Origin of the sequence: Ensifer sp. SSB1, assembly GCF_016652895.1 — a bacterium.
In the GTDB taxonomy this organism is placed as follows: domain Bacteria; phylum Pseudomonadota; class Alphaproteobacteria; order Rhizobiales; family Rhizobiaceae; genus Ensifer.
In genome coordinates this window covers 1-23,973 of sequence record NZ_JAEPRP010000035.1, presented here as the reverse complement: position 1 = coordinate 23,973, position 23,973 = coordinate 1, and the positions used below count along the sequence as shown (strand labels likewise).

25 protein-coding genes and 2 pseudogenes are annotated in these 23,973 nt (G+C 62.6%); 16 read left to right on the top strand and 11 right to left on the bottom strand.

Annotated elements, in window-relative coordinates; genetic code table 11:
- Together I8N66_RS11395 and I8N66_RS11390 are read left to right on the top strand one after the other, a co-directional pair.
- Positions 1-120, top strand: a pseudogene (locus I8N66_RS11395) (HdeD family acid-resistance protein); the annotation flags it as partial.
- Positions 121-370: 250 nt separating this feature from the next.
- Entirely contained in the window at positions 371-2,167 is a 1,797-nt protein-coding gene (locus I8N66_RS11390) for a GGDEF domain-containing protein (RefSeq protein WP_113537929.1), read from the top strand.
- Between the two features lies 1 nt (position 2,168).
- Here the strand turns inward: I8N66_RS11390 and betI are convergent, their stop codons facing one another.
- Positions 2,169-2,759 carry a transcriptional regulator BetI gene (gene betI, locus I8N66_RS11385; protein WP_113537928.1) on the bottom strand — a complete coding sequence of 197 codons (591 nt, stop codon included), beginning with the start codon at positions 2,757-2,759 and terminating at the stop codon, positions 2,169-2,171.
- A 111-nt stretch (positions 2,760-2,870) separates the two neighbouring features.
- Between betI and choX the strand changes: the two genes are divergently transcribed.
- From choX to I8N66_RS11370, 3 genes are read left to right on the top strand one after another with little or no spacing between them, the layout of a single operon-like run.
- The gene (gene choX, locus I8N66_RS11380; RefSeq protein WP_113538081.1) at positions 2,871-3,797 is read left to right on the top strand and encodes a choline ABC transporter substrate-binding protein; all 927 of its coding nucleotides are present in this window, start codon (positions 2,871-2,873) and stop codon (positions 3,795-3,797) included.
- A complete protein-coding gene (locus tag I8N66_RS11375; RefSeq protein ID WP_291153699.1) occupies positions 3,794-4,654 on the top strand; it encodes an alpha/beta hydrolase in 861 nt (286 codons plus the stop codon). The genes choX and I8N66_RS11375 overlap by 4 nt, the downstream gene beginning before the upstream one ends.
- A 32-nt stretch (positions 4,655-4,686) precedes the next feature.
- A complete protein-coding gene (locus I8N66_RS11370; RefSeq protein ID WP_113537926.1) occupies positions 4,687-5,685 on the top strand; it encodes an NAD(P)H-quinone oxidoreductase in 999 nt (332 codons plus the stop codon).
- Positions 5,686-6,029: 344 nt separating this feature from the next.
- Here the strand turns inward: I8N66_RS11370 and I8N66_RS11365 are convergent.
- A pseudogene (locus tag I8N66_RS11365) lies at positions 6,030-6,767 on the bottom strand (DUF3750 domain-containing protein).
- Between the two features lie 71 nt (positions 6,768-6,838).
- Between I8N66_RS11365 and I8N66_RS11360 the strand changes: the two are divergent.
- Positions 6,839-7,846 (top strand): asparaginase, encoded by a 1,008-nt coding sequence (locus I8N66_RS11360; RefSeq protein ID WP_113537924.1) that lies wholly within the window; start codon positions 6,839-6,841, stop codon positions 7,844-7,846.
- Positions 7,847-7,912: 66 nt separating this feature from the next.
- Here the strand turns inward: I8N66_RS11360 and I8N66_RS11355 are convergent, their stop codons facing one another.
- On the bottom strand, positions 7,913-8,665 hold the full coding sequence (locus I8N66_RS11355) for a DeoR/GlpR family DNA-binding transcription regulator (RefSeq protein ID WP_113537923.1): 753 nt from the start codon (positions 8,663-8,665) through the stop codon (positions 7,913-7,915).
- 92 nt (positions 8,666-8,757) lie between these two features.
- Between I8N66_RS11355 and I8N66_RS11350 the strand changes: the two genes are divergently transcribed.
- Positions 8,758-9,129, top strand: coding sequence for a DUF4406 domain-containing protein (locus I8N66_RS11350; RefSeq protein ID WP_113537922.1), 372 nt, complete (start codon positions 8,758-8,760; stop codon positions 9,127-9,129).
- 117 nt (positions 9,130-9,246) lie between these two features.
- On the opposite strand, the gene I8N66_RS11345 is transcribed toward I8N66_RS11350, so the two are convergent.
- Positions 9,247-9,978, bottom strand: coding sequence for a DUF4198 domain-containing protein (locus I8N66_RS11345; RefSeq protein ID WP_113537921.1), 732 nt, complete (start codon positions 9,976-9,978; stop codon positions 9,247-9,249).
- A gap of 234 nt (positions 9,979-10,212) precedes the next feature.
- On the opposite strand from I8N66_RS11345, the gene I8N66_RS11340 reads away from it, so the two are divergent.
- Positions 10,213-10,833 (top strand): glutathione S-transferase N-terminal domain-containing protein, encoded by a 621-nt coding sequence (locus I8N66_RS11340; RefSeq protein ID WP_113537920.1) that lies wholly within the window; start codon positions 10,213-10,215, stop codon positions 10,831-10,833.
- Positions 10,834-10,848: 15 nt separating this feature from the next.
- On the opposite strand, the gene I8N66_RS11335 is transcribed toward I8N66_RS11340, so the two are convergent.
- Positions 10,849-11,772 (bottom strand): bestrophin family ion channel, encoded by a 924-nt coding sequence (locus tag I8N66_RS11335; protein WP_291153694.1) that lies wholly within the window; start codon positions 11,770-11,772, stop codon positions 10,849-10,851.
- Positions 11,773-11,938: 166 nt separating this feature from the next.
- On the opposite strand from I8N66_RS11335, the gene I8N66_RS11330 reads away from it, so the two are divergent.
- On the top strand, positions 11,939-12,526 hold the full coding sequence (locus I8N66_RS11330) for a dihydrofolate reductase family protein (protein ID WP_291153691.1): 588 nt from the start codon (positions 11,939-11,941) through the stop codon (positions 12,524-12,526).
- A 6-nt stretch (positions 12,527-12,532) separates the two neighbouring features.
- Here the strand turns inward: I8N66_RS11330 and I8N66_RS11325 are convergent, their stop codons facing one another.
- Together I8N66_RS11325 and I8N66_RS11320 are read right to left on the bottom strand one after the other, a co-directional pair.
- A complete protein-coding gene (locus I8N66_RS11325; RefSeq protein ID WP_113537918.1) occupies positions 12,533-12,886 on the bottom strand; it encodes an MmcQ/YjbR family DNA-binding protein in 354 nt (117 codons plus the stop codon).
- 30 nt (positions 12,887-12,916) lie between these two features.
- Entirely contained in the window at positions 12,917-13,126 is a 210-nt protein-coding gene (locus tag I8N66_RS11320; RefSeq protein WP_113537917.1) for a hypothetical protein, read from the bottom strand.
- Positions 13,127-13,215: 89 nt separating this feature from the next.
- On the opposite strand from I8N66_RS11320, the gene I8N66_RS11315 reads away from it, so the two are divergent.
- Positions 13,216-14,154, top strand: coding sequence for a LysR substrate-binding domain-containing protein (locus I8N66_RS11315; protein ID WP_291153686.1), 939 nt, complete (start codon positions 13,216-13,218; stop codon positions 14,152-14,154).
- Positions 14,155-14,180: 26 nt separating this feature from the next.
- On the opposite strand, the gene I8N66_RS11310 is transcribed toward I8N66_RS11315, so the two are convergent.
- Positions 14,181-14,843: a glutathione S-transferase family protein gene (locus I8N66_RS11310; protein WP_113537915.1), complete on the bottom strand. Its 663-nt coding sequence runs from the start codon at positions 14,841-14,843 to the stop codon at positions 14,181-14,183.
- Positions 14,844-15,044: 201 nt separating this feature from the next.
- On the opposite strand from I8N66_RS11310, the gene I8N66_RS11305 reads away from it, so the two are divergent.
- The 4 genes from I8N66_RS11305 (at position 15,045) to I8N66_RS11290 (ending at position 20,355) form a co-directional block, all read left to right on the top strand.
- Positions 15,045-15,413, top strand: a complete 369-nt coding sequence (locus I8N66_RS11305; RefSeq protein ID WP_162768756.1) for a hypothetical protein — start codon at positions 15,045-15,047, stop codon at positions 15,411-15,413.
- Positions 15,414-15,544: 131 nt separating this feature from the next.
- Positions 15,545-16,915, top strand: a complete 1,371-nt coding sequence (locus I8N66_RS11300; RefSeq protein WP_113537913.1) for a PepSY domain-containing protein — start codon at positions 15,545-15,547, stop codon at positions 16,913-16,915.
- 172 nt (positions 16,916-17,087) lie between these two features.
- Positions 17,088-19,421 carry an EAL domain-containing protein gene (locus I8N66_RS11295; protein ID WP_113537912.1) on the top strand — a complete coding sequence of 778 codons (2,334 nt, stop codon included), beginning with the start codon at positions 17,088-17,090 and terminating at the stop codon, positions 19,419-19,421.
- A gap of 145 nt (positions 19,422-19,566) precedes the next feature.
- Complete coding sequence (locus tag I8N66_RS11290) at positions 19,567-20,355, top strand: L,D-transpeptidase family protein (RefSeq protein WP_291153681.1); 789 nt, start codon at positions 19,567-19,569, stop codon at positions 20,353-20,355.
- Positions 20,356-20,431: 76 nt separating this feature from the next.
- Here I8N66_RS11290 and I8N66_RS11285 read toward each other — a convergent pair whose 3' ends face one another.
- The gene (locus I8N66_RS11285; RefSeq protein WP_113537910.1) at positions 20,432-20,908 is read right to left on the bottom strand and encodes a MarR family transcriptional regulator; all 477 of its coding nucleotides are present in this window, start codon (positions 20,906-20,908) and stop codon (positions 20,432-20,434) included.
- Between the two features lie 115 nt (positions 20,909-21,023).
- On the opposite strand from I8N66_RS11285, the gene I8N66_RS11280 reads away from it, so the two are divergent.
- Complete coding sequence (locus tag I8N66_RS11280) at positions 21,024-21,446, top strand: organic hydroperoxide resistance protein (RefSeq protein ID WP_113537909.1); 423 nt, start codon at positions 21,024-21,026, stop codon at positions 21,444-21,446.
- A 116-nt stretch (positions 21,447-21,562) separates the two neighbouring features.
- On the opposite strand, the gene I8N66_RS11275 is transcribed toward I8N66_RS11280, so the two are convergent.
- Positions 21,563-21,775, bottom strand: coding sequence for an alkylphosphonate utilization protein (locus I8N66_RS11275; protein WP_057250526.1), 213 nt, complete (start codon positions 21,773-21,775; stop codon positions 21,563-21,565).
- 96 nt (positions 21,776-21,871) lie between these two features.
- Positions 21,872-23,434, bottom strand: a complete 1,563-nt coding sequence (locus tag I8N66_RS11270) for a helicase HerA-like C-terminal domain-containing protein (RefSeq protein WP_291153670.1) — start codon at positions 23,432-23,434, stop codon at positions 21,872-21,874.
- Positions 23,435-23,684: 250 nt separating this feature from the next.
- On the opposite strand from I8N66_RS11270, the gene I8N66_RS11265 reads away from it, so the two are divergent.
- The coding region (locus I8N66_RS11265) for a hypothetical protein (RefSeq protein WP_291153667.1) at positions 23,685-23,973 on the top strand (289 nt) is incomplete at its 3' end.

The window sequence follows — 23,973 nt, the reverse complement described above, 5'->3', positions numbered from 1 at the left end:
CTCATCATCGCCGCCGGCTGGCCAGTCAACAGCCTCTGGATCCTCGGCCTGTTCCTCGCCGTCGATCTCGTGATGCAGGGCCTGTCGCTGATCGCTTTTGGCGTGTTGGCAAAGGGCTGATCTGCCCTCGATCCGTTGAGCTGCGAGCGCAGCGTTGGTCGGTGCGCAAGTGCCGGCCTCAGCGCTGGGGCTCGCCTCAGCAATCGCTCATGAAACCACTGATTTCATTAGAGTGTTTGCAGCTGATTGGCGCAGTTGCGGTTGTCACATAGCTTTCATCAAAGCTTCATAATGGGGAAAGACTTCCTTGACGGTTGGCGGCCATGCTGCGGGCGTCTGATCGTCCGTTCCCACATTTCTGGAGCCCGGCATGTCCGTCGCCCCCGCCGATATTCTCTCGCTGCGCCGGTTCGGCGACGACCAGATCGTCACGCTTGCGAAGCTCGTGATCGAGAGCGCCTTCCAGCCAATCGCGGAAGCCGCGACCGGTACCGTCTTCGGTTACGAATCCTTGATGCGCGGCTTCCACAAGCTGGGTTTTGCCTCGCCGCTTGAATTGCTCGACAAGGCCGAAGAGGCGGGACAGCTGCTGGCACTGGAGCACATGATCAACAGCCGCGCCGTCGCCGGTTTCGCGACGCTGCCCGATCATTCCGCCCGCACGCTGTTCCTCAATTTCGACTCGCGCCTCGTCGGCGGCGAGGGGGATATCGTCGAGCGCCTCGTCAACCACCTGAAGCGCGCCAACATCGCCCCATCGTCGCTCTGCTTCGAGCTTTCCGAGCGTTTCGACGGCGGCAAGATGCCGGATTTCTCCGCGCTGGTGCGCGACCTCCGGCTCGCCGGCTTCAAGCTGGCAATCGATGATTTCGGCGCCGGTTTCAACGGGCTGAAGCTGCTTTGCGACCAACCGGTCGATTATGTGAAGATCGACAGGCACTTCATCTCGGGCATAGAGGCTGATGCCCGCAAGCGTCACCTCGTGCGCCACACAGTCAACACCGCCCATGTGCTCGGCACGCGCGTGATTGCCGAAGGCGTCGAGACGGAAGCGGAGTTTCTGACCTGCCGTGACCTCGGCTGCGATCTCGTACAGGGATACTACGTCGCCCGGCCGACGACCCATCTTAGCGAGCTTCTTCCCGCCTATCCGCATCTCGATCAAAGTGTCAGCGGCAGGCGCACCTCCTCTTCGCTCGACGGTATCCTGATCCGCAAGCAGATCGAGCAGCTGCCGACGGTACGCGAGAGTGACGAGCTCGATTCCGTCTTCGATCTCTTCCGGCGCAATCCGCGCCAGGGCTTCTTCCCCGTCTTGAACGCGAATGGCGAACCGCGCGGCATCCTGCATGAATATCACGTCAAGGAACTGATCTATCACCCCTTCGGTCGCGATCTTCTGAAGAACAGGATCTACCAGCGGCGGATTTCGCATTTTGCCAGCCCGGCGCCGATCGCCGATCTCGATACGCCGGCGGATGAGATGCTGAAGATTTTCGCCGGCATGGACGGAAGCGATTGCCTGATCCTGACGGAGAACATGCGCTACGCCGGCACGCTTTCGGCCTCGTCGCTTTTGAAGATCATCAACGAAAAACAGTTGAAGATGGCGCAGGAGCAGAACCCATTGACGGGTCTGCCCGGCAACCGCGCCATCCGCGACTATGTCCAGGACGCGATCCTTGACGGCGATCACGCCCGCTATTTCTGCTATTGCGACTTCGACGACTTCAAGCCGTTCAACGACACCTACGGCTTCCAGAAGGGCGATCTTGCGATCACGCTCTTTGCAGCACTGCTGCGCCGCCATTTCATCGGCGAGGAGAAGTTCCTCGGCCATGTCGGCGGCGACGACTTCTTCGTCGGCGTCAGCGGCTGTTCGGTGGAGGAGCTCGAGGCGGTTCTGAACCGCCTGCTCGACGATTTCCGCTCCGATGTCTGCCAGCTCTATTCGCCGGAACACCAGGCGGACGGCCGCATCAGCGGACATGGCCGCGACGGCGCGCCGAAGGAATTCCCGTTGATGCGCTGCTCGATCGCCGTCCTCGGGCTGCCGGAAGGCTTCGTTTTTTCGGACGCCCAGGCCGTCAGCGCCCGCATCGCCGAAATCAAATCCCGGGCCAAGGCGAGCGATACCGGGCTTGTGATGGATGCACTCGGCGGCTGAGCTACAGCGAATGTAGTTCAGGCAGGCGGTGAGCCAGATAGTCGCGCATCTGCGCGAGCGCCATGTCGCGCGTCAACCCGCCCGACTGCAATCCGAGCCGCAACCATAGCCCATCGATCAGCGACGTAATGCCCAGTGCCGCGGCCTCGCATTCGCCGGCCGGTAGAAGGTGCGACAGAGCGGAGAGTAGGTTGGACCGCATCCGGGCGTGGATGACCTTCTGGATTCGGGCAAGCTGGGGTTCGCGCGGCACTTCGGCGCAAAGCGAAAGCCACGCGTGGCAGACCGAGGGCTGGAAGAAGCGTTCTTCGAAATTCGCCTCGATGATGGCATCCAGGCGCTCGCGCGGCGTGCGCGCCCGATTGAGCCGCTCGACCACGGCCTCCTTTAGAGCTGCGTTCGCCTCGCGCATCGCATGCTCGAAAAGCTCCTGCTTGTTGGCGAAATAGTGCAGCACGATGCCTTTGGATGCACCGGCATGGGTCGCCACCTTCTCGAGCGTCGCGCCCGCCATGCCCTCCCTTTGCAACACTTCGAAAGCTGCCCGGCGCAGCTCGCGCCGTCTGATTTCACTTATTCTGGTCAGTCGCATGGCCGCCTCCAAACGATTCCCACATTGACAATCTTTCCGGAAAGATCAAATGTTGACCCATGGGACAATAATTAGTCCAATTGGGCAAGTTTGGAGAGAGCGATGCTGAATATGAGACTGCTGATGTCCACCTTCGCGCTTGTCGCCGCCGCGAGCCCAGCCCTTGCTGGCGACACGGACTCCTGTCGGCAGGTAAGGCTGGCCGAGCCCGGATGGAACGACCTGGCGTTCACCACGGGCGTGGGACTGACGGTGTTGAAGGCGCTCGGCTACGAGCCGGAAAGCAAGCTGCTCGGCATAGACGTGATCTATACCAGCCTTCGAAGCCGGGACCTCGACGTCTTCCTCGGCTATTGGGACCCGGCGATGGTCTCCTACTACAAGCCGTACAAGGACGATGGGTCGGTCGAAACGGTGCGAACCAACCTGACTGGAGCAAAGTATACATTCGCGGTACCCGACTATGTCTGGGATGCCGGCGTGAAGGACTTCTCCGATCTCAAGACCTTTGCCGACAGGTTCGAAAAAAAGATGTATGGCATCGAGCCCGGTTCCAACCAGTTGATGCTCGATGCGGTCAAGGACCCGAGCCTCGGTCTCGATGGCTGGGAGGTGGTCGAATCGAGCGAGCAGGGGATGTTGGCGGAAGTGACTCGCCGGGCGCGGGACAAGTCCTTCATCGTGTTTCAGGGCTGGGCACCGCATCCGATGAACACGGCGCTCGCGATCAGGTATCTGACCGGCGGCGACAAATTTTACGGGCCGGATTTCGGCGCGGCGACCGTCTCGACGCAGGTGCGCAAAGGCTACCTGCAGGAATGCCCGAACGTCGCCAAGCTTCTCAACAATCTGACGTTCGATGTCGACTTCGAGAACCGCGGCATGGGTTACTTGATGAATGATGGGCTGGCACCGGAGGAAGCCGGAGCGAAGGCGATCAAGGAAGAGCCGCAGCGTCTGGACGCCTGGCTCGCTGGTGTCACGACGTTCGATGGACAGCCGGGGTTGGCCGCGGTCAAGGCCGCGCTTGGGCTGTGACCGCCAGTGGCGAGCAGCAATGGACGACGTTGAAGCGGCGGATCGAGCTGCCCGGCGGACGCCAATTCGCCTATGTCGATCGCGGCGAGGGCCGGGTGCTGCTGCTCCTGCATGGATATTCCGATAGCAGTCGCAGCTTCTCACTGATCGCTCCATTCCTTGCAGGTTGCCGCCTGATCATTCCGGATCTTGCCGGGCACGGCGCCTCGCGAGCAGGCTCGGGACTGGCGGTTGCCGATCTTGCCGGGGATATCGATTGTCTGGCCGCCAGGCTCGGCCTGCGCGACATAGCGGTCGTCGGCCACTCCATGGGAGCGATGATCGCCATAGCGCTCGCCGCCCGGCGCCGGGATCTGATCGGAGCGCTCGTCCTGCTATCCGGCAGCCTGCGGCCCAGTCTTGGGGAGGGTAACCCGACTGCGCGGGCGATCCGCGCGCTCGAGGATCCGCTACGTCCGGATCATCCGTTCTTCGATACCTGGCACGCCTGCAGCCGGCCGGTTGACGCCGCGTTTCTCGCCCAGCTGCGCCGGGAGGCTGCGGAAATCCCAACCCGGGTCTGGCACGCCATCCTCGACGACCTTGCCGTCATCGACCTTAGATCCGATGCGCGACAACTGCGGGTGCCGGTGCTGGCGATCGCAGGCAGCGAGGATCCGCTTTTCGATGCCGGACACCGCCGGCAGCTTGCCGCAACGTTGGGTTCCATCCGTTCGATCACGCTGGAAGGGCATGGCCACAATCCGCACTGGGAGAGCCCTCGGCTCGTGGCCGAACATGTTCTCTCCTTCCTTTCGGCCGTGTTCGGGCCTGCGGGTTCGACGGAAACCCTTTCCGCGGCGCATCACCGGCGCTAGATGTGGCGCATCAGCGAGCGCGAGGTAATCCCATGCCCCTTCCATCGGAAATGAACTTCGTCGACCTTCCGGCACCGGGCGGGCCGGAAAACATGATCCTGAAGAAAGGACCGTTGCCGGAGGTGAAGCCAGGCGACATCCTCGTTCGGGTAGAGGCGGCCGGTATCAATCGTCCTGACGTCCTGCAGCGCAAGGGCGATTATCCGCCGCCGCCGGGCGCAAGTCCGGTCCTCGGCCTCGAAGTCGCGGGCGAGGTCGTGGCGCTGGGCGCGGGTGCGAAGGGCTTTCAGGTCGGCGACAAGGTCTGTGCGCTCGCCAATGGCGGCGGCTATGCGGAATATGTGGCTGTCCCCGCCACCCAGGCGCTCGCCTGGCCTAGGGGTTATGACGCGGTGAAGGCGGCGGCCTTGCCGGAAACTTTCTTCACCGTCTGGGCCAATGTCTTCGACATGGCAGGTCTCAAGGCGGGTGAGACAATCCTCATCCATGGCGGCTCGAGTGGCATCGGCACGACGGCGATCCAGCTTGCCAAGGCCTTGGGTGCCGAGGTCCTCGTCACGGCCGGCAGTGCCGAGAAATGTCGGGCTTGCGAGGCGCTCGGCGCAAGGCGCGCGATCAACTATCGCGAGGAGGACTTCAAGACGGTCGTTCTCGAAGAGACCAGCGGTCGCGGCGTCGACGTCATCCTCGACATGGTCGGCGGGCGCTACTTCGATCGCAACATCGCATCGCTCGCCAAGGACGGCCGCCTGTCGATCATCGCCTTCCTTGGCGGCGCCAAGGTCGAGGCGGCAAACATCGCGCCGATCCTGACGAAACGGCTGCGTGTCATGGGCTCGGCCCTTCGTCCGCGTACGGCGGCTGAGAAGCAGGCGATCCGTGATGGCCTGGTCGACAAGGTCTGGCCGCTGCTGGAAACAGGCAAGGTCGCGCCGGTCATTCACTCCGTCCTTCCCTTCAGCGCAGTGGCCGACGGTCACCGGCTGATGGAAGAGGGCGACCATATCGGCAAGATCATCATGTCCATGTGATCGGAACGATCATCAGGCACTGTGATCTGCTGCATGACGAAGGAATGCGATCTTCGACCATCGTCGGTCTTGTAATCGGTGACGGATCGCTTACCTTCACCTCATCAGCAACGAACAGAAAGGAAGGTGGTCCAATGTCTAATGAGATTTCGGTCTTGGTGAAGGGCATGGAAGAGGTGAACGTGTCGAGGCAGCCCTCGGCGTGATTCCCGCCTTCCTTCGGGTCTGAAAGCCCGGGCCATTTACACGGCCAGAACTCATGGAAGGGTCGCCTCGGGCGGCCCTTTTCCATTTTCGGTGTTCCACGCCAGAGCCTTCATCCTCAAATGTTGGAACTGTGCAGATCATACCCCGAAGCGCCCGAGTGCCGGGACCTTGATCCCGGGCCTGGCAAAATCGAAACCGGCGACGAGTCCGAAGAAATGCAGTTCGAGGCCGCTGCGCACGCCAGCCGAGATGCCGGCCAGGCCATAAAGCGTCGCGTGCATGTCGCGGGCGTCGGCGTCGATCTGGAACAGCCTGCCCTCCGGCAGATAGTCGCGGCCGACGGCGTCTGGCGGTAGCACTGCGCCGAGTTCCGGCACGGAGCGCAGAACATGGGCGACGAAGGTGTTGGAGTTCGGGCCCGGCCAGATCCGATAGCCGCCGGGCGACGCATAGGGATAGCTGGCGATCGCGGCCTCGATCCTCGGGATCAGCCGGTTGGCTTCGGCGCCCTTGACTGAGACGACCAGCCTGGGTTCGTTGGAGTACCAGCGGGCGTCGGCGGGATAGCCGTTCCGGCGGATCGGCTTGCCCCATCCAACCTTGTCGTAGCGATCGTAGGAGGGAGCGCCCTGTCCTTTGGTTACGATCCAGGCGTGGCTGGCGACTGCGCCTTTCATGCCGCCGGTTGTCGCGGAGAACACGTAAATCGCTGCTTCCGCGCTTTAGCTCGCCTTTGGCAGAAGACCGGCCGAGGACCAGTCCGCATCGCGCCAGCTCTGGGGCCGGTCCTGCATATACCACCAACCAGCCGAGGCCAGCGCCGGCAACAGGTAGATGACAAGAAAGGCGGCGGCGAGCCTGCGGACGAATTTCATGAAAACTCCGTTTCCTGTTGCTGGAATCCTGCTAAATGCACGGATCAATTTCGGAAATTTGAGGGCAAGACATGTCGAATCCCGTTCTCGTCGAAGTCACCCGTGGAAACCTGGTCGAAAGCCGCCATCGCGGCTTCGTGATCGCCGTCGACGGCGACGGCAAAACCGTCTTCTCGCTGGGCGATACGGACAGCGCCGTCTTCCCGCGCTCGGCCTGCAAGGCGATGCAGGCGCTGCCGCTGATGGAAAGCGGTGCGGCGGATGCTTACGGCTTCGGCAACAGGGAACTGGCGCTTGCCTGTTCGTCCCATTCCGGCGAGCCGGAGCATGTGGAGCTTGCCGCCAAGATGCTTGCCGCCGCCGGCCGCGATGTTTCGGCGCTGGAATGCGGCGCCCATTGGTCGTCCGACCAGAAGACGCTGATCGCCCAGGCTCGCAGCCTCGACGCGCCGACAGCGCTTCATAACAATTGCTCCGGCAAGCATTCCGGCTTCATCTGTGCCTGCTGCCACTCCGGCACCGACGTGAAGGGCTATGTCGGCTACGATCATCCGCTGCAGCGGGAGATCCGCCGCACGATGGAAAGCCTGACGGGTGCGATCCTCGCCAAGGACAATTGCGGCGTCGACGGTTGCTCGATCCCGACCTATGCCGTGCCGCTGAAGGGCCTCGCACACGGTTTTGCGAAGATGGCGACCGGCGCTGGTCTTGAGCCCGAGCGCGCCCGTGCATCGAAGCGGCTGATCGAAGCCTGCATGGCCGAACCCTTCTTCGTCGCCGGCACCAAGCGCGCCTGCACACGGCTGATGAAGACGGCGCCCGGCCGCATCTTCGCCAAGACCGGTGCCGAGGGCGTCTTCTGCGCCGCCATTCCGGAAAAGGGCATCGCAATCGCGCTGAAATGCGAGGACGGCACGACGCGCGCCGCCGAAGCCATGGTCATCGCAACGCTTGCCCGCTTCTTCCGTGACGAGCCGGATCTGCACGCCGCCCTGATGGCGCAGGCAAACCACTCCATGCATAATTGGAATGGCATCCACGTCGGCGACGTCAGGGTGACTGAAGCTTTCGCCGCCTGAGGTCTGACGGGCCGAAGGTCCTGCGGCCGTATGCGATTGAAGCGGGCGAAGGCGCCCGCACAGGCATCAGGCGGTGATGATTGTGATCTTTGTGTTTTGATACGGCGCGAGCATCTCGTCGCCGATCTTCTCCGGTACGATGAAGCCGCTGAGGTCGGAGATATCGGCCACGCGGTGGGGCGAGACCGCACCGAATTTCTCGGGCGTGGCAAGCACATAGGTGTCGGCCGCCTGTTTCAGGATCGCGCGCTTGACCGCCGCCTCCTCATAGTCCCCGGTCGATACGCCGTGCGCCGGGTGAATGGCGGTGACGCCAAGGAAGAACAGATCGACGCGGATGCCGGCGATTGCGGCCAGGGCAGCAGCCCCCGTCGCAACCATCGAATGCTTGTAGATACGGCCACCGATCAGGATTACCTCGGCCTCGTGCCGCTCGAGTTCGGCGGCAATCGTCGGGCTGTGGGTGACGACCGTCAGCCGCATCTCGCGTGGCAGCGCCCGCGCGATTTCCGCGTTGCTCGTGCCCCCGTCGAGAAAGATCGTCTGGCCCGCCTCGATCATTGATGCGGCCTTTCGCCCAAGCCGGCGTTTGACATCGCCGGCGATCGCCTGCCGCGCAGCAAAGTCCGGTAGCTGCGGCACCAGCGGCAGCGCGCCGCCATGCACGCGCTTCAGCAAACCTTCCGCCGCCATCTCGCGCAGATCGCGCCGAATCGTGTCTTCGGACAGGCCCAGTTCGTCCGCCAGGCGCTTGGCGACGATCTCGCCGTCGCGCGACAGCCGTGCCGAAATCAATGCCCGTCTCTGTGTTGTCAGCATCAATGCCTCCTTGACTCTTCACGATATTGCACGAATTATCATGAATATTCCAGAATGATCTGGATATTTCGTGTAAAAATGTGGAGAAAAACATGCTGATTTTGATCGCAGGACCCTATCGCTCGGGAACCGGAGACGATCCGGCCAAGATGGCTGCCAACCTCAAGCGACTGGAGGCACCGTCTCATGCGCTGTTTCGGGCGGGCCATGTACCGATGATCGGCGAATGGGTGGCGCTGCCGGTCTGGAATGCGGCGGGTGGCGAGCGGGTCGGCGACGACCTCTATGAGGAAATCTTCCACCCGGTGGCCGGACGACTGCTGGCGCTCTGCGACGCGGTGTTGCGCCTGCCGGGCGACAGCAAGGGCGCCGACAACGACGTGCGCATCGCCCGCGAGCGTGGCATTCCCGTCTACTACCGTCTGGAAGACGTACCCGGTTGCGGTGAGGCGCTCTTTGCCTGATCGCGAACGGCCCGGCAGGGATGCCTGCCGGGCCTCATCGATAGGTCGGGCGACGCGTTCGTGCCCAACGGTCGTCATCCCGGGATTTCGAGGATCGCCACGCGATGACGAGGTGGGCTATTCGTGCACGTGCGGTTCGGCGACGAAGGTCAACGTCGCCGTCAACCCCTTCTTGTCGGCGGCGATATTGCCTTCGAGGGGGATCGCGTGGCTCACGGCGAGAATATTGACGCCGGCATTGCGCAGCATCACCTCGGCCTCGCCATTCGCGTTCGTCTTTTCGGAGACGAGTTCAGGCAATCCGGCATAGTCGAGGGTGATTTCCTTACCTTCGAGCGGTTTGCCTTCAAGCAGGAGGCGGACGCGAAATTTTTCGCCCGGTTTCAGGCCGACAGGGTTGTCGAGCGGAATGATCTGCAATGGCTGAGCCGGGAAGGCTGGTAGGTCGCCAGGCGCGTGCACCAGCGCGATGCTGTATTTCACCGAATGGCTTGCCTGTTTGGCACCGGGCACTTCATTCTTCGGCTTGTTTACCCATTTGCCGTCAGCACCTTCGCTCCAATAGCCGTTGTCGAACTCGAGCGCGACGAGGGCCGGTTCGCCGTCGAGTTTCAGCGAGGCGTGGTTGTCCGCTGGCACGATCGTCACTGGCAGCGCCTTGCCATTCTCGCCAATCGCCGAGACGGATTTTACCTTGGCCGGGTCGTAGGCTTCGTCCGCCGGGCCATGGCCGTAGATCACCGCGAGCGTTCCCCAGCGTTCGCCGATCCATGCGCCGTGGGAAAAGGCGGGTGTGGCGACGGCAGTAAACAGGCCGGCGGCGATGAGGGTTGAAAAGAGCGTCTTCATAAGTAACTCCGAATAATGTTATAACGTAACAATAGCGTTGTATTGAAATCCGTTCGGGCTTGTCAATCGGGGTGACATCCTTTCTTCTGCGGCCGATCATCGTTAGTCACTAAAGGGCTGGACGTCCGCGGTTCACCTGACGCAGTCCGCTTCAGTGCATCAGAATTGAAAGGGTAGGATCGGGTCTGCCGGCATCACGTCATCCGATCCCCATGATCGCAGAGGAGAGTTCAAGTGTTGAAATTGTTCTATGCACCGGGCACCTGCTCATTGGCCTCGCATATTGCGCTGGAGGAGGCGGGCGCGGACTACGAGGCGCGCCGCGTCGATTTCTCGACTGCCGAACAGACCAAACCGGACTATCTCGCGGTCAACCCGAAGGGCCGTGTCCCGGCACTCCTGACCGATCGGGGCGTCATCACCGAAACGCCGGCGATCCTCACCTATATCGCTGAGACGCATCCGGCGGCGAACCTGGCGCCGAGGGGCGATGCCTTTGCTTTCGCGCAGTTGCAGTCGTTCATGAGCTATCTCTGCTCGACGGTTCATGTCGCCCATGCCCATGCGCGTCGCGGTGCTCGCTGGGCCGACGATCCGGCAGCGCACGAGGCCATGAAGGCCAAGGTCGCCTTCAACATGGCGGCCTGCTTCGAGCTGATTGAAGCGAAGATGTTCGAAGGGCCGTTCGTGCTGGGCGAGACCTATTCGGTTGCCGATCCCTATCTCTTCACCATCGCCGGCTGGCTCGAATCGGACGGGGTTGATCCGGCTCGTTTCCCGAAGATCCTGGATCACCGCAACCGCATGACCGCGCGTCCGGCCGTCGCCCGGGTATTGGCGGTGCTCAAGGCCTGAGCCTCGCCCCTCCGGCTACATCAGGATGTAGTCCCTCGGCTGCGGCAGCGGCGGAAGGTCCGTTTCGCCGAGCGCTTCACGCAGGTTGATCTCGATCGTTTCGGCAAGCGCCATGATTGGCAGGTCGTTCGGCAATACACCGAACGGCTCCTCCAACTCGTCCCCGAGCGCATCGAGGCCGAAGAAGGTGTAGGCGACCAGCGCGGTAACGAAGGGCGTCGCCCACCCGAGCGCATCGGCAAATCCGAAGGGCAGCAGGAAGCAAAAGAGATAGGCGGTGCGGTGCAGCAGCAGCGTGTAGCCGAAGGGTACCGGCGTGTTGCGGATGCGCTCGCAGGCCGCAAGCATCGCCGACATCCTGCCGACCGTGCCGTCCAGTTGTGCCCACTGAAAGTCACTGATCGTGCCGGCGACACGCAAGCCCGCGAGGTCACGGCCCATCTCACGCAAAAGATAGTCCGGCGCGTTGCGGCTCGCCTTGTAGCCCGAAACGAGATCTTCTGGCAGTCGGGCGAGCGCTTTGGTGGCGTGATTGCCCGGCCGCAAGTGACCAACCAGAGTGTGGGCGAAGCCGATCGCGATATTGAGGAGCCGGTGTCGCGCCGCGTCCCCCGATGCTGTCGCGTCGACCAGGACCAATGTCTGGCGTGCGAGGTCGCGCGAGGTGAAGATCAGTTGCCCCCAGTCTTTCCGCGCCTCCCACCAGCGGTCGTAGCAAGCGTTGTTTCTGAAGCCGAGAAACACCGAGAGCGCGATCCCGAGCAGGGCGAAGGGGCCGCTGTTGACACTCGGAACGATGCCGGGATCGACACGGTGCGCCCAGACGACAAAGGCGGAAAGGCCGAAGACGAACAGGACCTGAGGAAAGATCCGCTGGATGACCGATCCCCTGAGGATGAAGAACAGTTTCAGAAGGCTGGGGCGGTCGCGAACGATCATGGAAGAGCACCTGTGCGGCTATCGTTTCCACCGGTATAGGCGCCGGCTCTGAAATGGAAGGCCGCTCATCGGGGCTGCCAGCCGTCGGAGAGAGATTTTTGCCGCTGGTGTCGGCGCGGTCGCCGCGCGCACGTCCTTGTTGCGTCACGCCAACAGGGAGACAACGATGATGCGCAAGGTGGTTGCCGGCATGCAGATGTCCATCGATGGGATGATCGACGGACCGGATGGCTACACGGATTGGGTCGATTCCTGGTCGGACACCTTCGACCTCTTGCCAGAGATCGATGCCTGTGTCCTCGGGAGCGGCATGTATTCGGGCTACGAACAATATTGGAGTGCGATTAAACGCGATCCGCATGCGCCGCTGGAGTTCACCGGTAAGGAACCGACGCAGGAGGAGATCGAATACGCGGATTTTGCGCTCCGCACGCCGCATTATGTTCTTTCGAAGAGCCGCGCCGATGTGCAATGGGCCAACGCCAGCATTGTTCGCGATGTTGAAGGGTTGGAGCGGTTAAGACGCCAGCCGGGCCGAACCATCTATGTCGTCGGCGGCGCAAGGACGGTGTCGAGCCTGATGGACCACGGCCTGATCGATGAACTGCGTCTCACCATCCATCCCCTGGTGGTCGGCCAAGGCAAGGCGCTGTTCGATGCCGTCAGCCAGCGCCACTACGTTCATCTTGAGGACGCAAAGAGGATGGATGACGGCAGGGTCTGCCTGATCTGCGCGGTCGGCGATCGGAGCTGAAAGCGTTCAGCCGGCGAATTTCGCCGCAAGCCGCTTCGGCGCTTTCTGGCGCCAGGCGGCAACCAGCCGCCCGGTCAGGCTCCTGTCATCGATCGCCGAAAGCCTGACCAGCATCGCCGGCCAGCCTTTGTAGTGATCCGTTTCGAAATAGAGCTGCGGATCGAGTTCCAGCAGCATTTCCTTTTCTTCGAGCGCGCACATGACGACGAGCGTCTCGTCATCCTTCATGCGCGCGAAGCTCTTGTCTCTCACCAGCAGCGCCGGCGTGCCGTAGGAAGTACCGATCGAAACCTCCGGCAGGCCGGCGGCTTCCGCCAGCTTGACGACCCGTGTGAAGTTGCGGTCGAGGCCCTCGCTCATTCCGTCAGCATATCACACGGACATTGCCCGTCACCGGTTCCCGGCCTGCAGGCAATCTTGCGTGCAGTCGGCGGCGCGCGGCCAGGGCCAGCCGGGAAACGGCAGGTCTCCAAGTGCACGCCCGTCCATGCGCTCGAGATCCGGGTGCTGCAGCGGGTCGCGCGTCCACGCCAGCGGCGCATCCTGCTTCCGGTGTTCCGAAGTGGCGAATGCGGTCAATGTCGAGAAAAGCTTCAACATGGCGGACCATCCTTTCGATGCTTGGATGATCTGCCTCTCGGGCCTCATTTTCAATTGAGAATGGCACCGAACGGGTTTAGAAAAACTATATGAGAGATCTGAACTACGTACATCTGAACGGGCTGCGCGCTGTCGAAGCGGCTGGCCGCCTGGGTTCCTTGGCGGCAGCCGCCGAGGAACTCGGCGTGACTTCCGGTGCGGTGAGCCAGCAGATTGCCAAGGCGGAAGCCCAGCTTGGCCGCATCCTTTTCGAGCGAACGCCGCGCGGTCTCGTTCCGACCGACTTTGGCCAGCGCTTCCTCGCGCGCCTCAGCAACGCCTTTCAGGAACTGGCGGAGGCCGTGGCCTTGGCACGGCGGCGCGACGAGTCGGTGCTGACGATCTCGGTCGCGCCGGTCTTTGCCGCCCGCTGGCTGGTCTACCGGCTGAACCGTTTCGCCGAGCGGCATCCCGACATTCGCCTGCGCATCGACGCCACGACCAAACTCGTCAATCTCGACACGTCCGATGTCGATGTCGGCATCCGCGTGGGCTCGGGTGGGTGGCCGGGCGTGAGGTCCGAACTGCTGCTGCAGCAGGAGATCTTTCCCGTCTGTTCGCCGGCCATGGCGGAGAACTTGCGTGTGCCCGCAGATATTCTAAAGCTCCCTGCCGTCATCGACGGTCACTCGATGTTCAGCTGGGAAGTGTGGCTTCGCGAGGTCGGCCTCGCCGGCTCCGAAATGAACGTGCGCCACACCTTCAACGAGGCATCGCTGGTGCTCGATGCGGCGATCTCCGGGCAGGGGGTCATGCTCGCCTGGCAGACGCTTGCGGGCTTTGCGCTCACCCAGGGCAGTCTGGTCGTGCCCTTCGGTATCCGGGTCGCCACCGGCTACGGCCACTACTTCGTCAGCTCGCCATCGCGGCGGGAAAGCAAGGCCGCAGCCGCCTTCAAGCGCTGGGTTCGTGACGAGGTGGAGGAGGGCATGCGTCTGCTCGACATCAGGGCGCCGCGCGTTCGCTTCGACGCGGCGACCATGAGCTGATCACTGGAAGCGCCCGTGCGGGTCGCTCAACCCGCCGGCTCCTTCAGCCGCTCTTCCATCATCGCCCTGAAAGCCGGGCGCGCGTGGCAGCTGGCAAGCCAGGCCGAAACGCGCGGATGTTTCTCGAAGAGCTGCTTCTGGCTCATGGCGTAGCGGAAGACTTCCGCAAGGTTGAGGTCGGCGACGGTGAAGCGATCGCCGACCAGATAGTCGCGCCCGTCGAGGTGCTTCTCCAGGCGGGCAAACACCTTGTCGAGCGACTTGGCGCAGGTGGCGATCGTCGCCCGGCCTTCGTCCGTTTCCTCGGCGCCGTAGTCGTAGGTCAGGATGATCTGCACCGCATGCGGCTCGACCTCGGTCGCCGCCCACATCGTCCAGTTGCCCATCAGCCCCTCTTCGGCGATGTCGGCGGGCGCGAGCGGGCCGCCGTACTTGCGGGCGAGATAGAGATTGTTGGTAAGCGATTCCGTCAGCACGACGCCGTCGTCTTCGATCGCCGGGATCAGCCCCATCGGGTTGACGGCAAGGAAGGCCGGCGACTTGGTGTTGATCGGTGCGTCTGCGGCAAGTGGATCTGCAACCCGGCGCGCCTGGATGACCGGAACGGATGTGAAGGGAATGCCGAGCTCCCGCGCCATCCAGTAGTTGCGTGATGCGCGCGAGCGATAGACCCCATAGATCGTCAGCATGTCGAACTCCTCCCGTCGTTGCCGTGGCCTGTCTTACGGCAAGCGCGCAGGAGGACGGAAGCTGGCGCCGCTGATATCACGCATGAAATCTTTTGATGCGCCATGCGGCTCATTGTCGGCTTGTCTTTCCAGCCGTTGGTCTTTAGCTGTCGCAGTCGATTTTTGGGGGCATTTTTGGCACGACGATATCTGGGAGATCGGTTGACGAACTTGGCGGCGCGTATGCTTTGTGCGCTCGTTCTCGTCATATCGGCTCTGGTCCAGCAGCCGGCGGTCGCCATGCCGGTCGCAACGGCAGCGGCCGCCTACGTGCTTCCCGATGGCACCTTTGCCGATCTCTGCCTCACCAGCCACGATGATGCCGACGGAAAGGGCGGCACGAAAGGCCATGGATGCCAGTCCTGCTGCCTCGTCGCGCCCGCCGATCTGCCTACGCCCTATCCGATCGCCGCACCGGCGCCATCGCTCACCTGGCACGCGCCGATCCCTGCGAACGAACTTCTGCTTGTCCGCGTGGTCCTGCGCGGCGGCACGGGGCCGCGGGCGCCACCATCGGGTTTCTCCGTCTGACATCCGCTTGAGGAGCGGCTGACGGCCTCCCAGGCGTCGAAGCAGCTGTTCGACGTCGCCGGCCGTGATCCGCGACCGACCCGACCATCGTGAGGCAAGGCCGCGAAATGCGGCTTTCCCTGGAGAGACCCATGATAACCGCATCCTTTACCGGCGCCGCAGCGCAGCCGGTGACCGCCGAGCGCGGCATCTCCCTCTATCGCGCCATCTGGCGCTGGCACTTCTTTGCCGGTCTGCTCGTCATCCCCTTCATGATCAGCCTGGCTGTGACCGGCGGCCTCTATCTCTTCAATGACGAGATTGACGATACCGTCTTTGCCTATCGCAATATCGTGCCTGTCGGCACCGAACGGCTGGCGCCCTCGGCCATCGTCGCTACAGCCGTCGAGTCGGTGCCCGGCAGCGCCGCGGTCTCCTATCGCACGCCCGCAGGTGTCGATCGCTCGGCGCGCGTCACGGTCGGCATCGGCAAGGCCCGCATGCAGGTCTTCGTCGATCCCTATACCGGCGCAATCCTCGATCAGATTGCGCCGACCGAAGAGTTCAATCAGGTGGTCGAGGACCTGCACAGCCTCGACTATTTCGGCAAGTCGGTCGAAATGATTATCGAGATCGTTGCGGGTTTTGCGATCCTGCTGGTTTTCACCGGCATCTATCTCTGGTGGCCACGCCAGCAGCCCGGCGGCGTGCTGACCGTACGCGGTACGCCTTCGCGCCGCGTGTTCTGGCGCGACCTCCATGCCGTGACCGGCATCGTCGCCGGTCTGCTCATCGTCTTCCTGGCCTTCTCCGGTTTGCTGTGGTCCGGCTACTGGGGCGCCACCGTCAACGCCAAGCTGACGTCCATGGGGCTCGGCTATCCGGCGGTGCTTTGGGACGATGTTCCGACTTCGACCAAGGTCTCGACCGACGTCCTGCCCAAAGCCAACTGGCTGATGGAGAACGCGCCGGTCCCGACTTCGAGCAGCAGCGGCGCCGAGCCTGTCGGCATCGACCGCGCAGTGGCGATCGCCGATGACGCCGGCATGCTGCCCGGCTATGAGCTGGCGCTTCCGGCCGACGAGAGCGGTGTCTATACGGCCGCGATCTTTCCGGCCGAACTCGCACGTGAGCGCACGATCCACATCGACCAATATTCCGGCAAGCCGCTCGTCGATGTTGCCTTCGGCAACTATCCGGCACTCGGAAAGGCGATCGAATGGAGCATCAACGTGCACAAGGGGCAGGAGTGGGGACGCGCCAACCAACTGCTGATGCTCGCGGCCTGCCTGTCCATCGTGCTCGTTTCCCTATCCGCCATCGTCATGTGGTGGAAGCGTCGCCCGGCGGGGCGCATTGGAGTGCCGCCGATGCCGCCAAGGCGCAGCGTCTATGCGGGATTGTGGATCATGGCCATTCTCTTTGGACTGGCCTTTCCGCTGACGGGCGTTGCCATCCTCGTCATGGTGGTGGCCGACCAATTGCTGATGCTCTTTCCGGCGGCACGCCGGCGCCTGTCCTGAACAAGCCTAGGGGTGGCTTTGTCCACCCCTTCGTTCATCTCTGCCGACTTCGAGATTGCAACCTCTACACGATTTTTCTACAAGTTATTTAGGAAGGGCTAACTCTTGCTCGTCTAACGTGAAGTGGGGAAAGATCGACCAGCGACGTGACGATAAACGTCGGGAGGCCTCTTTGGCGAAGAACACGTCCCGCAATCCGCGATATGCTGCCCTGAATGCCGGCGGCAACGAGGATACACGTCGCCTGATCGATGCCAGCCACCGGCTGGCGGAAGAAGTTGCGCGCATCTTTCCCGCCGAGCCCGACATCGCCGATCGCCACTACTGGTTGGAAACGATGATCAACCACGTGCCCGACTACATCTATGCCAAGGATGTCGAGGGGCGTTTCCTTATTGCCAACCAGGTGACCGTTGCCGACAACGGGCTCGAGGCGCTGAAGGATATCGTCGGCAAGACCGATTTCGATCTCCATCCGCCGCAGATGGCACAGGCGATCGCCGAGATCGAGCGTCGCGTCATCGAAACCGGGGAGCCGATTTTCGGCATCGAAGAGCGGGCAATCGTCAGCAAGGGCCGCGACCGCTGGCTGATGACCTCCAAGGTGCCGCTGCGCAACAAGCTCGGCAAGATCGTCGGCATCGTTGGCGTGTCGCGTGATATCTCCGACCGCAAGGCCGCCGAACGCCTGCTCGAAGGGCAGGCTCGCCTCCTGGAAATGATCGCAAACAGTCGGCCGCTCGACGAGTTCTTCCGCGACATGATCCTTTTAATCGAGGCCCTGATGCCCGGCATCAAGGGGTCGGTGCTGTTGCTGTCGGCCGACGGCCGCTACCTTTTCCACGGCGCGGCGCCGAGCCTCGACGAGAGCTATTGTGCGACGATCCATGGCGTCGAGATCGGCCCGCGTATGGGGTCCTGCGGCACGGCCGCCTGGCGCGGCGAGCAGGTGATCGTCGCGGATATTCTCGCCGATCCTCTCTGGGACGATTATCGCGAACTCGTTCGTCCCTATGGTTTCCGCTCCTGCTGGTCGACCCCGGTCCATTCGCGCGACCGCAAGGTGCTCGGAACCTTCGCGCTCTATTCCGGCTCGGTCAGCGTTCCAGACGATGGCCAGAAGGAACTGATTGCGATGGCGGCGCATCTGGCCGGTATCGCCATCGAGCGCAAGCATGCGGAGGATCGTATCAGCTTCATGGCGCATCACGATGCGCTGACGGGCCTGCCGAACCGCGCGCTGTTCGAGGAGCAGGTCGCCGAGGCACTCGAGGCGCTGCGCGGTACCGTTCAATGGGCTGTGCTTGCCTTCCTCGATCTCGACAATTTCAAGCTGGTCAACGACACGCTCGGCCATGCGGCCGGCGATGAACTGTTGAAGGTCACCGCGTCACGCATGCGCTCGTCGGTGCGCAAGTCGGATATGGTCGTGCGCGTCGGCGGCGACGAGTTCATCCTGCTTCTGAACGGCCTTCCCTGCGAGCGGGACGTCGTGCTGGCAAGACTTGAGGATATTCGCCGCGCCATCGCCGCGCCGATGCAGATCGAGGGCCGGAGCCTGCAGGTCACCTGCAGCATGGGGGTCGCCTGTTTTCCCAATCAGGGCAAGACCGTCGGCGAACTGCTCGCCAATGCCGACATGGCGATGTACCGGGCCAAGGAGCTCGGCCGTAACAATTTGCAGGTCTTCACCGAGGAGATGGCTGCCAAGGCGCACGAGAAGCTGCGTCAGCAGGAGGAGTTGCGTGAGGCACTGGCGCATGAGGAGTTCTTCCTGCAGTTCCAGCCGCAGATGAACCTTGCGAATGGCCGCGTTTTTGCAGCAGAAGCGCTGCTGCGGTGGCGGCACCCGGAGCGGGGCACGGTCTCTCCGGCCGAGTTCATTCCGCTTGCCGAAGAAACCGGGCTGATCGTGCCGATCGGCGACTGGGTGCTGCGGGCCGCCTGCCGCCAGGCCAAAGACTGGCAGGATGCCGGCCTGCCGCCGCTGATTGTCAGCGTCAACGTTTCGGCGCGTCAGTTTCGGGAACGCAACTGGGCCGGCCATGTGGCGGCTATTCTGGCTGAAACCGGGCTTGAGCCCTGCTGCCTCGAACTGGAGCTGACGGAAAGCTTGATCATGCAGGACGTGCCCGGCGCAATCGCCACCATGCACGAACTGCAGGCGATCGGTGTGCATCTGGCAATCGACGATTTCGGCACCGGCTATTCGAGCCTCAGCGCCCTGAAGCGCTTTCCCGTGCGCCGCCTGAAGATCGACCGTTCCTTCGTCGCCGACATTCCTGTCGATCTCGACGACAACGCGATCACCGCGGCGATCATCTCGCTTGCCCAGAATCTAGGTCTGCGTGTCATCGCAGAAGGTGTGGAAAACCAGGCGCAGGTCGAGTTTCTTCGCCAGAGCGGTTGCGACGAGATTCAGGGCTACTTCTTCAGTCGGCCGCTCTCCGCGTCCGATTTCGAAACACTGATGCGCCAGCCGCGCTTCAACGCCCACAGCGTTTGAGTTCTCTCCGATTCACGCCACGACGCAAGCTTCGGTCCAGCCGGAAATGCAAGCATCGCCCCATTCCGAGGGGCTGGCGCGTAGTATTTCGTTAAGCAATTTCATGCAGCACTCCTCAGGCCGCACTCAAGCCCTTCAGAGTTCGATGTCCTCTTCAGTCCTCTTTTCCCGCCGTCAGTTTCTGCGCTCGTCCGGATTGGCAGTTGCCTCCGCCGGCCTTGCGGGCTGCACCTCCTCGATGAACACGGATGTCTTCCGCTATGAGACTGCGCCGGTGTTCCGCAATCCCGCGATCGAAGGGCGCTTTACCGATCCGCGCGCCGGCGGCATCTATGAGGGGCAGGATGGCCCGGGACCGGTTCCGACCGGGCTTCCGCCGCAGGGCCTCTATGTCTCGGACATCTATGCCTCCATAAGCGACGGCGGCTATCAGGTGCCGGAAGTGCCCTTCCGACAGATCGACGCCCGGTTCTATCGCCAGGAGGTCAGCGATCCCTTTGGCGAGCAGCCGGGAACGATCGTCGTCGATACCGGCGACCGCTACCTCTACCTGATCCAGCCGGGCGGCCGGGCGTTGCGCTACGGCGTCGGCCTCGGCCGCGAGGGTTTCGCCTGGTCGGGCCGCGGTGTCATCCAGTGGAAGCAGAAGTGGCCGCGTTGGACCCCGCCGGACAGCATGGTCGCCCGCCAGCCGCATCTGAAGCCCTATTCGGCCAAGAACGGTGGCATGGCCCCGGGCCTCAACAACCCTTTGGGTTCACGTGCGCTCTACATCTTCCAGGATGGTCAGGACACGCTCTACCGCGTCCACGGAACGCCCGAATGGAAGTCGATCGGCAAGGCCGTCTCGTCCGGTTGCGTGCGCATGCTGAACCAGGATGTCATGGATCTCTATGATCGTGTGCGCGGCAAAGCGCCGATCCTCGTCATCTGACATCCGCGGTGCGTCGTGTTGAGCGCACTCCGCCATCTCATGAGGTGGCCGCCTCCGCAATTTCGGGAGGCGGCAGTCAGTCCGCGCCGTGGCCGGCATTGAGCTGCCGCGTCAAGTGATGCAGCGTTTCCCGGATTTCACCGGCTTCTTCCAGGCTGCAGCCTGACGCCTTGCCGATATCCATCAGAATGCCGAAGGCCTCGCTCTTGAGGTCGCGGCCTTTTTCCGTGAGGCGCACGATCACCTGCCGCTCGTCACTCGGATCGCGTTGCCGCGCGACAAAGCCGGCTGCCTCCAGGCGTTTCAGAAGCGGCGACAGCGTTCCGGAATCGAGCCCGATCTCCTCGCCGATGCGTTTTACCGTCATCTCGTCCTGTTGCCAGAGTGCGAGCAGCACGAGATATTGGGGATAGGTAAGCCCGAAACGATCGAGCAGCGGCTTGTAGGCACGGTTGAAGGCATGTGCCGCCGAATAGACGGCAAAGCAGAGCTGCTTGCCGAGCGCTAGCGCCTCCTCCGGGATTGTCTCGCTATGTGTCGCCTTGTTTGCCATGGTCGCATTTTCGCAAAAACACGTCCAAAACGCAATTTGCAAAATTGATTTGCGCGCAATTGAATTTTGCGATATCTAATTCGCATCCACTCGGAACCGCAAAGGAGACCCGCCAATGCCCATTCTCTATCGCACCACTGCATCCGCAACCGGTGGCCGTGCCGGCCAGGCCAAGAGCGCAGATGGCGTTCTCGACATTACCCTCACCGTTCCGAAGGAACTCGGCGGCGACGGCGCCCGCGGCACCAATCCGGAGCAGCTGTTTGCCGCCGGCTACTCGGCCTGCTTCCTCGGCGCCCTGAAGTTCGTTGCCGGCAAGGAAAAGGTAAAGCTTCCGGAAGACACGAAGGTGACGGGAACGGTCGGCATCGGCCCGCGTGAGGACGGTACCGGTTTCGGGATTGACGCCGCGCTCGAGATTTCGTCGCCGGGTGTCGACAAGGCTGTGCTCGAGGACCTCGTCCAGAAGGCACACATCGTTTGCCCCTATAGCCACGCCACCAAGGGCAACATCGACGTCAAGCTGACGGTTGCCTGATATCTGGCCTGCAATCCAAAACAAAAACCCGGCGGGTTCTTCCGCCGGGTTTTTGCGTTCTCAGGGACGATAATGCTCGTCCAGCCAAAGCGCAGCAGGCCGGCAGCCGGGGAGGGCTATGCCTTCTTCAAAAATTCAGTGCGCAGCACCAGGCCTTTGATCTTCTCCACCCGGCATTCCACTTCGTCAGGATTGTCGGTGAGGCGAATGCCCTTCACCATCGTTCCGCGCTTCAGCGTCGTCGAGGTGCCCTTGACCTTCAGGTCCTTGATCAGGGTTACGTTGTCGCCGTCCTGGAGAATGGCGCCGTTCGAATCTTTAACGTCCATGCGAATGTTCCTTTCAAAATAACGACGCGCCCCGATCGAAATCAGGGCGCGGGCAAGAATATCAGCCTCAAGCTTTGCGCGCGGGCGCGGCCATGTTCAGCGCCGGCTGAGGCTGCCGAGGATGCCACGCACCAGTGCGCGGCCGACCTGGGTTGCGACGGTGCGGGCGACCGATTTCATCGCCGCTTCGACGACCGTCTCGCGCTGGTAGCCGGAGCTGCGCGGGCGTGCCTGTTTCCCTGCCGGTGCCGCCTCATCGTCGTCGCCGAAGCCCGGAAGCGTCCAGCGGCTGCCGCCGGTATTGGCTTCGGTTGTCTGCTGCTCGGCCTGGGCTTGCGCATCGGCGGTCTTCTTGGCGCGTGCGGCCAGGATCTCATAGGCCGATTCGCGGTCGAAGTCCTCGTCGTAAAGGTCGCGAACGGGGCTGACGTCCATCACCTTCTGGCGCTCGGCATCGGTCAGAGGACCGACGCGCGACTGCGGTGGGCGCACCAGCGTGCGTTCGACCATCGAGGGCGCACCCTTGCCTTCAAGCGTCGAGACCAGCGCTTCGCCGGTGCCGAGATTGGTGATGACGGTGGCGCAGTCGAATTCCGGATTCGGGCGGAAGGTGTCGGCGGCGGTCTTGACCGCCTTCTGGTCGCGCGGCGTATAGGCACGCAGCGCATGCTGCACGCGGTTGCCGAGCTGACCGAGAACCGTGTCCGGGACGTCGAGCGGGTTCTGCGTGACGAAATAGACACCGACGCCCTTGGAGCGGATCAGGCGCACGACCTGTTCGACGCGTTCGATCAGCGCCTTCGGCGCGTCGTTGAAGAGCAGGTGCGCCTCGTCGAAGAAGAAGACGAGCTTCGGCTTGTCCGGATCGCCTACTTCCGGCAGTTCCTCGAACAGCTCCGAAAGCAGCCAGAGCAGGAAGGTCGCGTAGAGCCGTGGGTTCATCATCAGCTTGTCGGCCGCCAGTACCGAGATCGCGCCGCGTCCATCATTGGTGGTGCGCATGATATCGCTGATCTTCAGCGCCGGCTCGCCGAAGAAATGCTCGGCGCCCTGCTGTTCGAGGATCAGGAGTTCGCGCTGGATCGAACCGACCGACGCCTTCGAAATGAAGCCGAACTGGTTGGAAAGCGCGCTGGCATTGTCGCCCATGTAGTTGAGCAGCGCCTGAAGGTCCTTGAGGTCGAGCAGCGGCAGGCCGCCCTGGTCGGCGATCTTGAAGGCGATGTTGAGCACGCCTTCCTGCGCGTCGGTCGCATTCATGAGTCGCGAGAGGAGCAGGGGGCCCATCTCCGACATGGTGGTGCGGACCCGATGGCCCTTCTCGCCGTAGAGATCCCAGAAGATGACCGGGAATTCCTGAAACTCGTAAGGGTTCGTCGGCAGGCCGATCTGTTCTGCGCGCTTCAGGATGAAATCCTTGGCTTCGCCGATCGCGCCGATGCCGGAGAGATCGCCCTTCACGTCGGCGCAAAAGACCGGGACGCCGGCGTTGGAAAAGCCCTCGGCAAGGATCTGCAGCGTGATCGTCTTGCCGGTGCCGGTGGCGCCGGTGACCAGGCCGTGGCGGTTGCCGAATTTGAGCTCCAGATATTCGCCCTTGTTGATCGAATCATCAGGCTTGCGGCTGGTGCCGATAAAGAGCTTGCCTTCTTCCAACATGTGGGCTTCATCTCCGTTTTATCAATGAAAGCGGGCGGTTCGCGTCTTTCGGCAAAGGCCCGTCATCGAAATGTGGCTGGCTCTATGTTATAGGTGGTGCGGTTGCGCCCGGCAACAAGACTGTGCCCGCCTGCAACCGGAATGCAGCCGGCTTCGCGGCCCCCGATCAGCATCGTGGATGGCTTGTCATTCCTGATCTGATCATTTACCTTGACGTCAACGTCAAAAATCGAACGAGGGAGTTTGGTCCATGAATGAATTGGTCACGCGCGTCGCGGAGAATGTCGGTATCGAGCCGGCAACGGCCGAAAAGGCTGTTGGCATGATTCTCGGCTTTTTGCAGCGCGAAGCTGCTGACGGCCCGGTCGCACAGATGATTGAAGCGATCCCGGGCGCGTCTGAGTTGATCGCTCAGTACAATGGCGAAGGCACGGGCGGCGGCGGTCTGCTCGGCGGCTTGATGTCGGCGATCGGCGGCGGCGGCGTCATGGCGCTCGGCCAGCAGCTGATGAGCCAGGGCCTCTGCATGGGTGAAATCA

Coding starts and splice junctions, on each gene's coding strand:
- I8N66_RS11390 (WP_113537929.1), top strand. CDS start 371: ATGTCCGTCGCCCCCGCCGATATTCTCTCGCTGCGCCGGTTCGGCGAC.
- betI (WP_113537928.1), bottom strand. CDS start 2,759: ATGCGACTGACCAGAATAAGTGAAATCAGACGGCGCGAGCTGCGCCGG.
- choX (WP_113538081.1), top strand. CDS start 2,871: ATGAGACTGCTGATGTCCACCTTCGCGCTTGTCGCCGCCGCGAGCCCA.
- I8N66_RS11370 (WP_113537926.1), top strand. CDS start 4,687: ATGCCCCTTCCATCGGAAATGAACTTCGTCGACCTTCCGGCACCGGGC.
- I8N66_RS11360 (WP_113537924.1), top strand. CDS start 6,839: ATGTCGAATCCCGTTCTCGTCGAAGTCACCCGTGGAAACCTGGTCGAA.
- I8N66_RS11355 (WP_113537923.1), bottom strand. CDS start 8,665: ATGCTGACAACACAGAGACGGGCATTGATTTCGGCACGGCTGTCGCGC.
- I8N66_RS11350 (WP_113537922.1), top strand. CDS start 8,758: ATGCTGATTTTGATCGCAGGACCCTATCGCTCGGGAACCGGAGACGAT.
- I8N66_RS11345 (WP_113537921.1), bottom strand. CDS start 9,978: ATGAAGACGCTCTTTTCAACCCTCATCGCCGCCGGCCTGTTTACTGCC.
- I8N66_RS11335 (WP_291153694.1), bottom strand. CDS start 11,772: ATGATCGTTCGCGACCGCCCCAGCCTTCTGAAACTGTTCTTCATCCTC.
- I8N66_RS11330 (WP_291153691.1), top strand. CDS start 11,939: ATGATGCGCAAGGTGGTTGCCGGCATGCAGATGTCCATCGATGGGATG.
- I8N66_RS11325 (WP_113537918.1), bottom strand. CDS start 12,886: ATGAGCGAGGGCCTCGACCGCAACTTCACACGGGTCGTCAAGCTGGCG.
- I8N66_RS11320 (WP_113537917.1), bottom strand. CDS start 13,126: ATGTTGAAGCTTTTCTCGACATTGACCGCATTCGCCACTTCGGAACAC.
- I8N66_RS11315 (WP_291153686.1), top strand. CDS start 13,216: ATGAGAGATCTGAACTACGTACATCTGAACGGGCTGCGCGCTGTCGAA.
- I8N66_RS11310 (WP_113537915.1), bottom strand. CDS start 14,843: ATGCTGACGATCTATGGGGTCTATCGCTCGCGCGCATCACGCAACTAC.
- I8N66_RS11300 (WP_113537913.1), top strand. CDS start 15,545: ATGATAACCGCATCCTTTACCGGCGCCGCAGCGCAGCCGGTGACCGCC.
- I8N66_RS11290 (WP_291153681.1), top strand. CDS start 19,567: ATGTCCTCTTCAGTCCTCTTTTCCCGCCGTCAGTTTCTGCGCTCGTCC.
- I8N66_RS11285 (WP_113537910.1), bottom strand. CDS start 20,908: ATGGCAAACAAGGCGACACATAGCGAGACAATCCCGGAGGAGGCGCTA.
- I8N66_RS11280 (WP_113537909.1), top strand. CDS start 21,024: ATGCCCATTCTCTATCGCACCACTGCATCCGCAACCGGTGGCCGTGCC.
- I8N66_RS11275 (WP_057250526.1), bottom strand. CDS start 21,775: ATGGACGTTAAAGATTCGAACGGCGCCATTCTCCAGGACGGCGACAAC.
- I8N66_RS11270 (WP_291153670.1), bottom strand. CDS start 23,434: ATGTTGGAAGAAGGCAAGCTCTTTATCGGCACCAGCCGCAAGCCTGAT.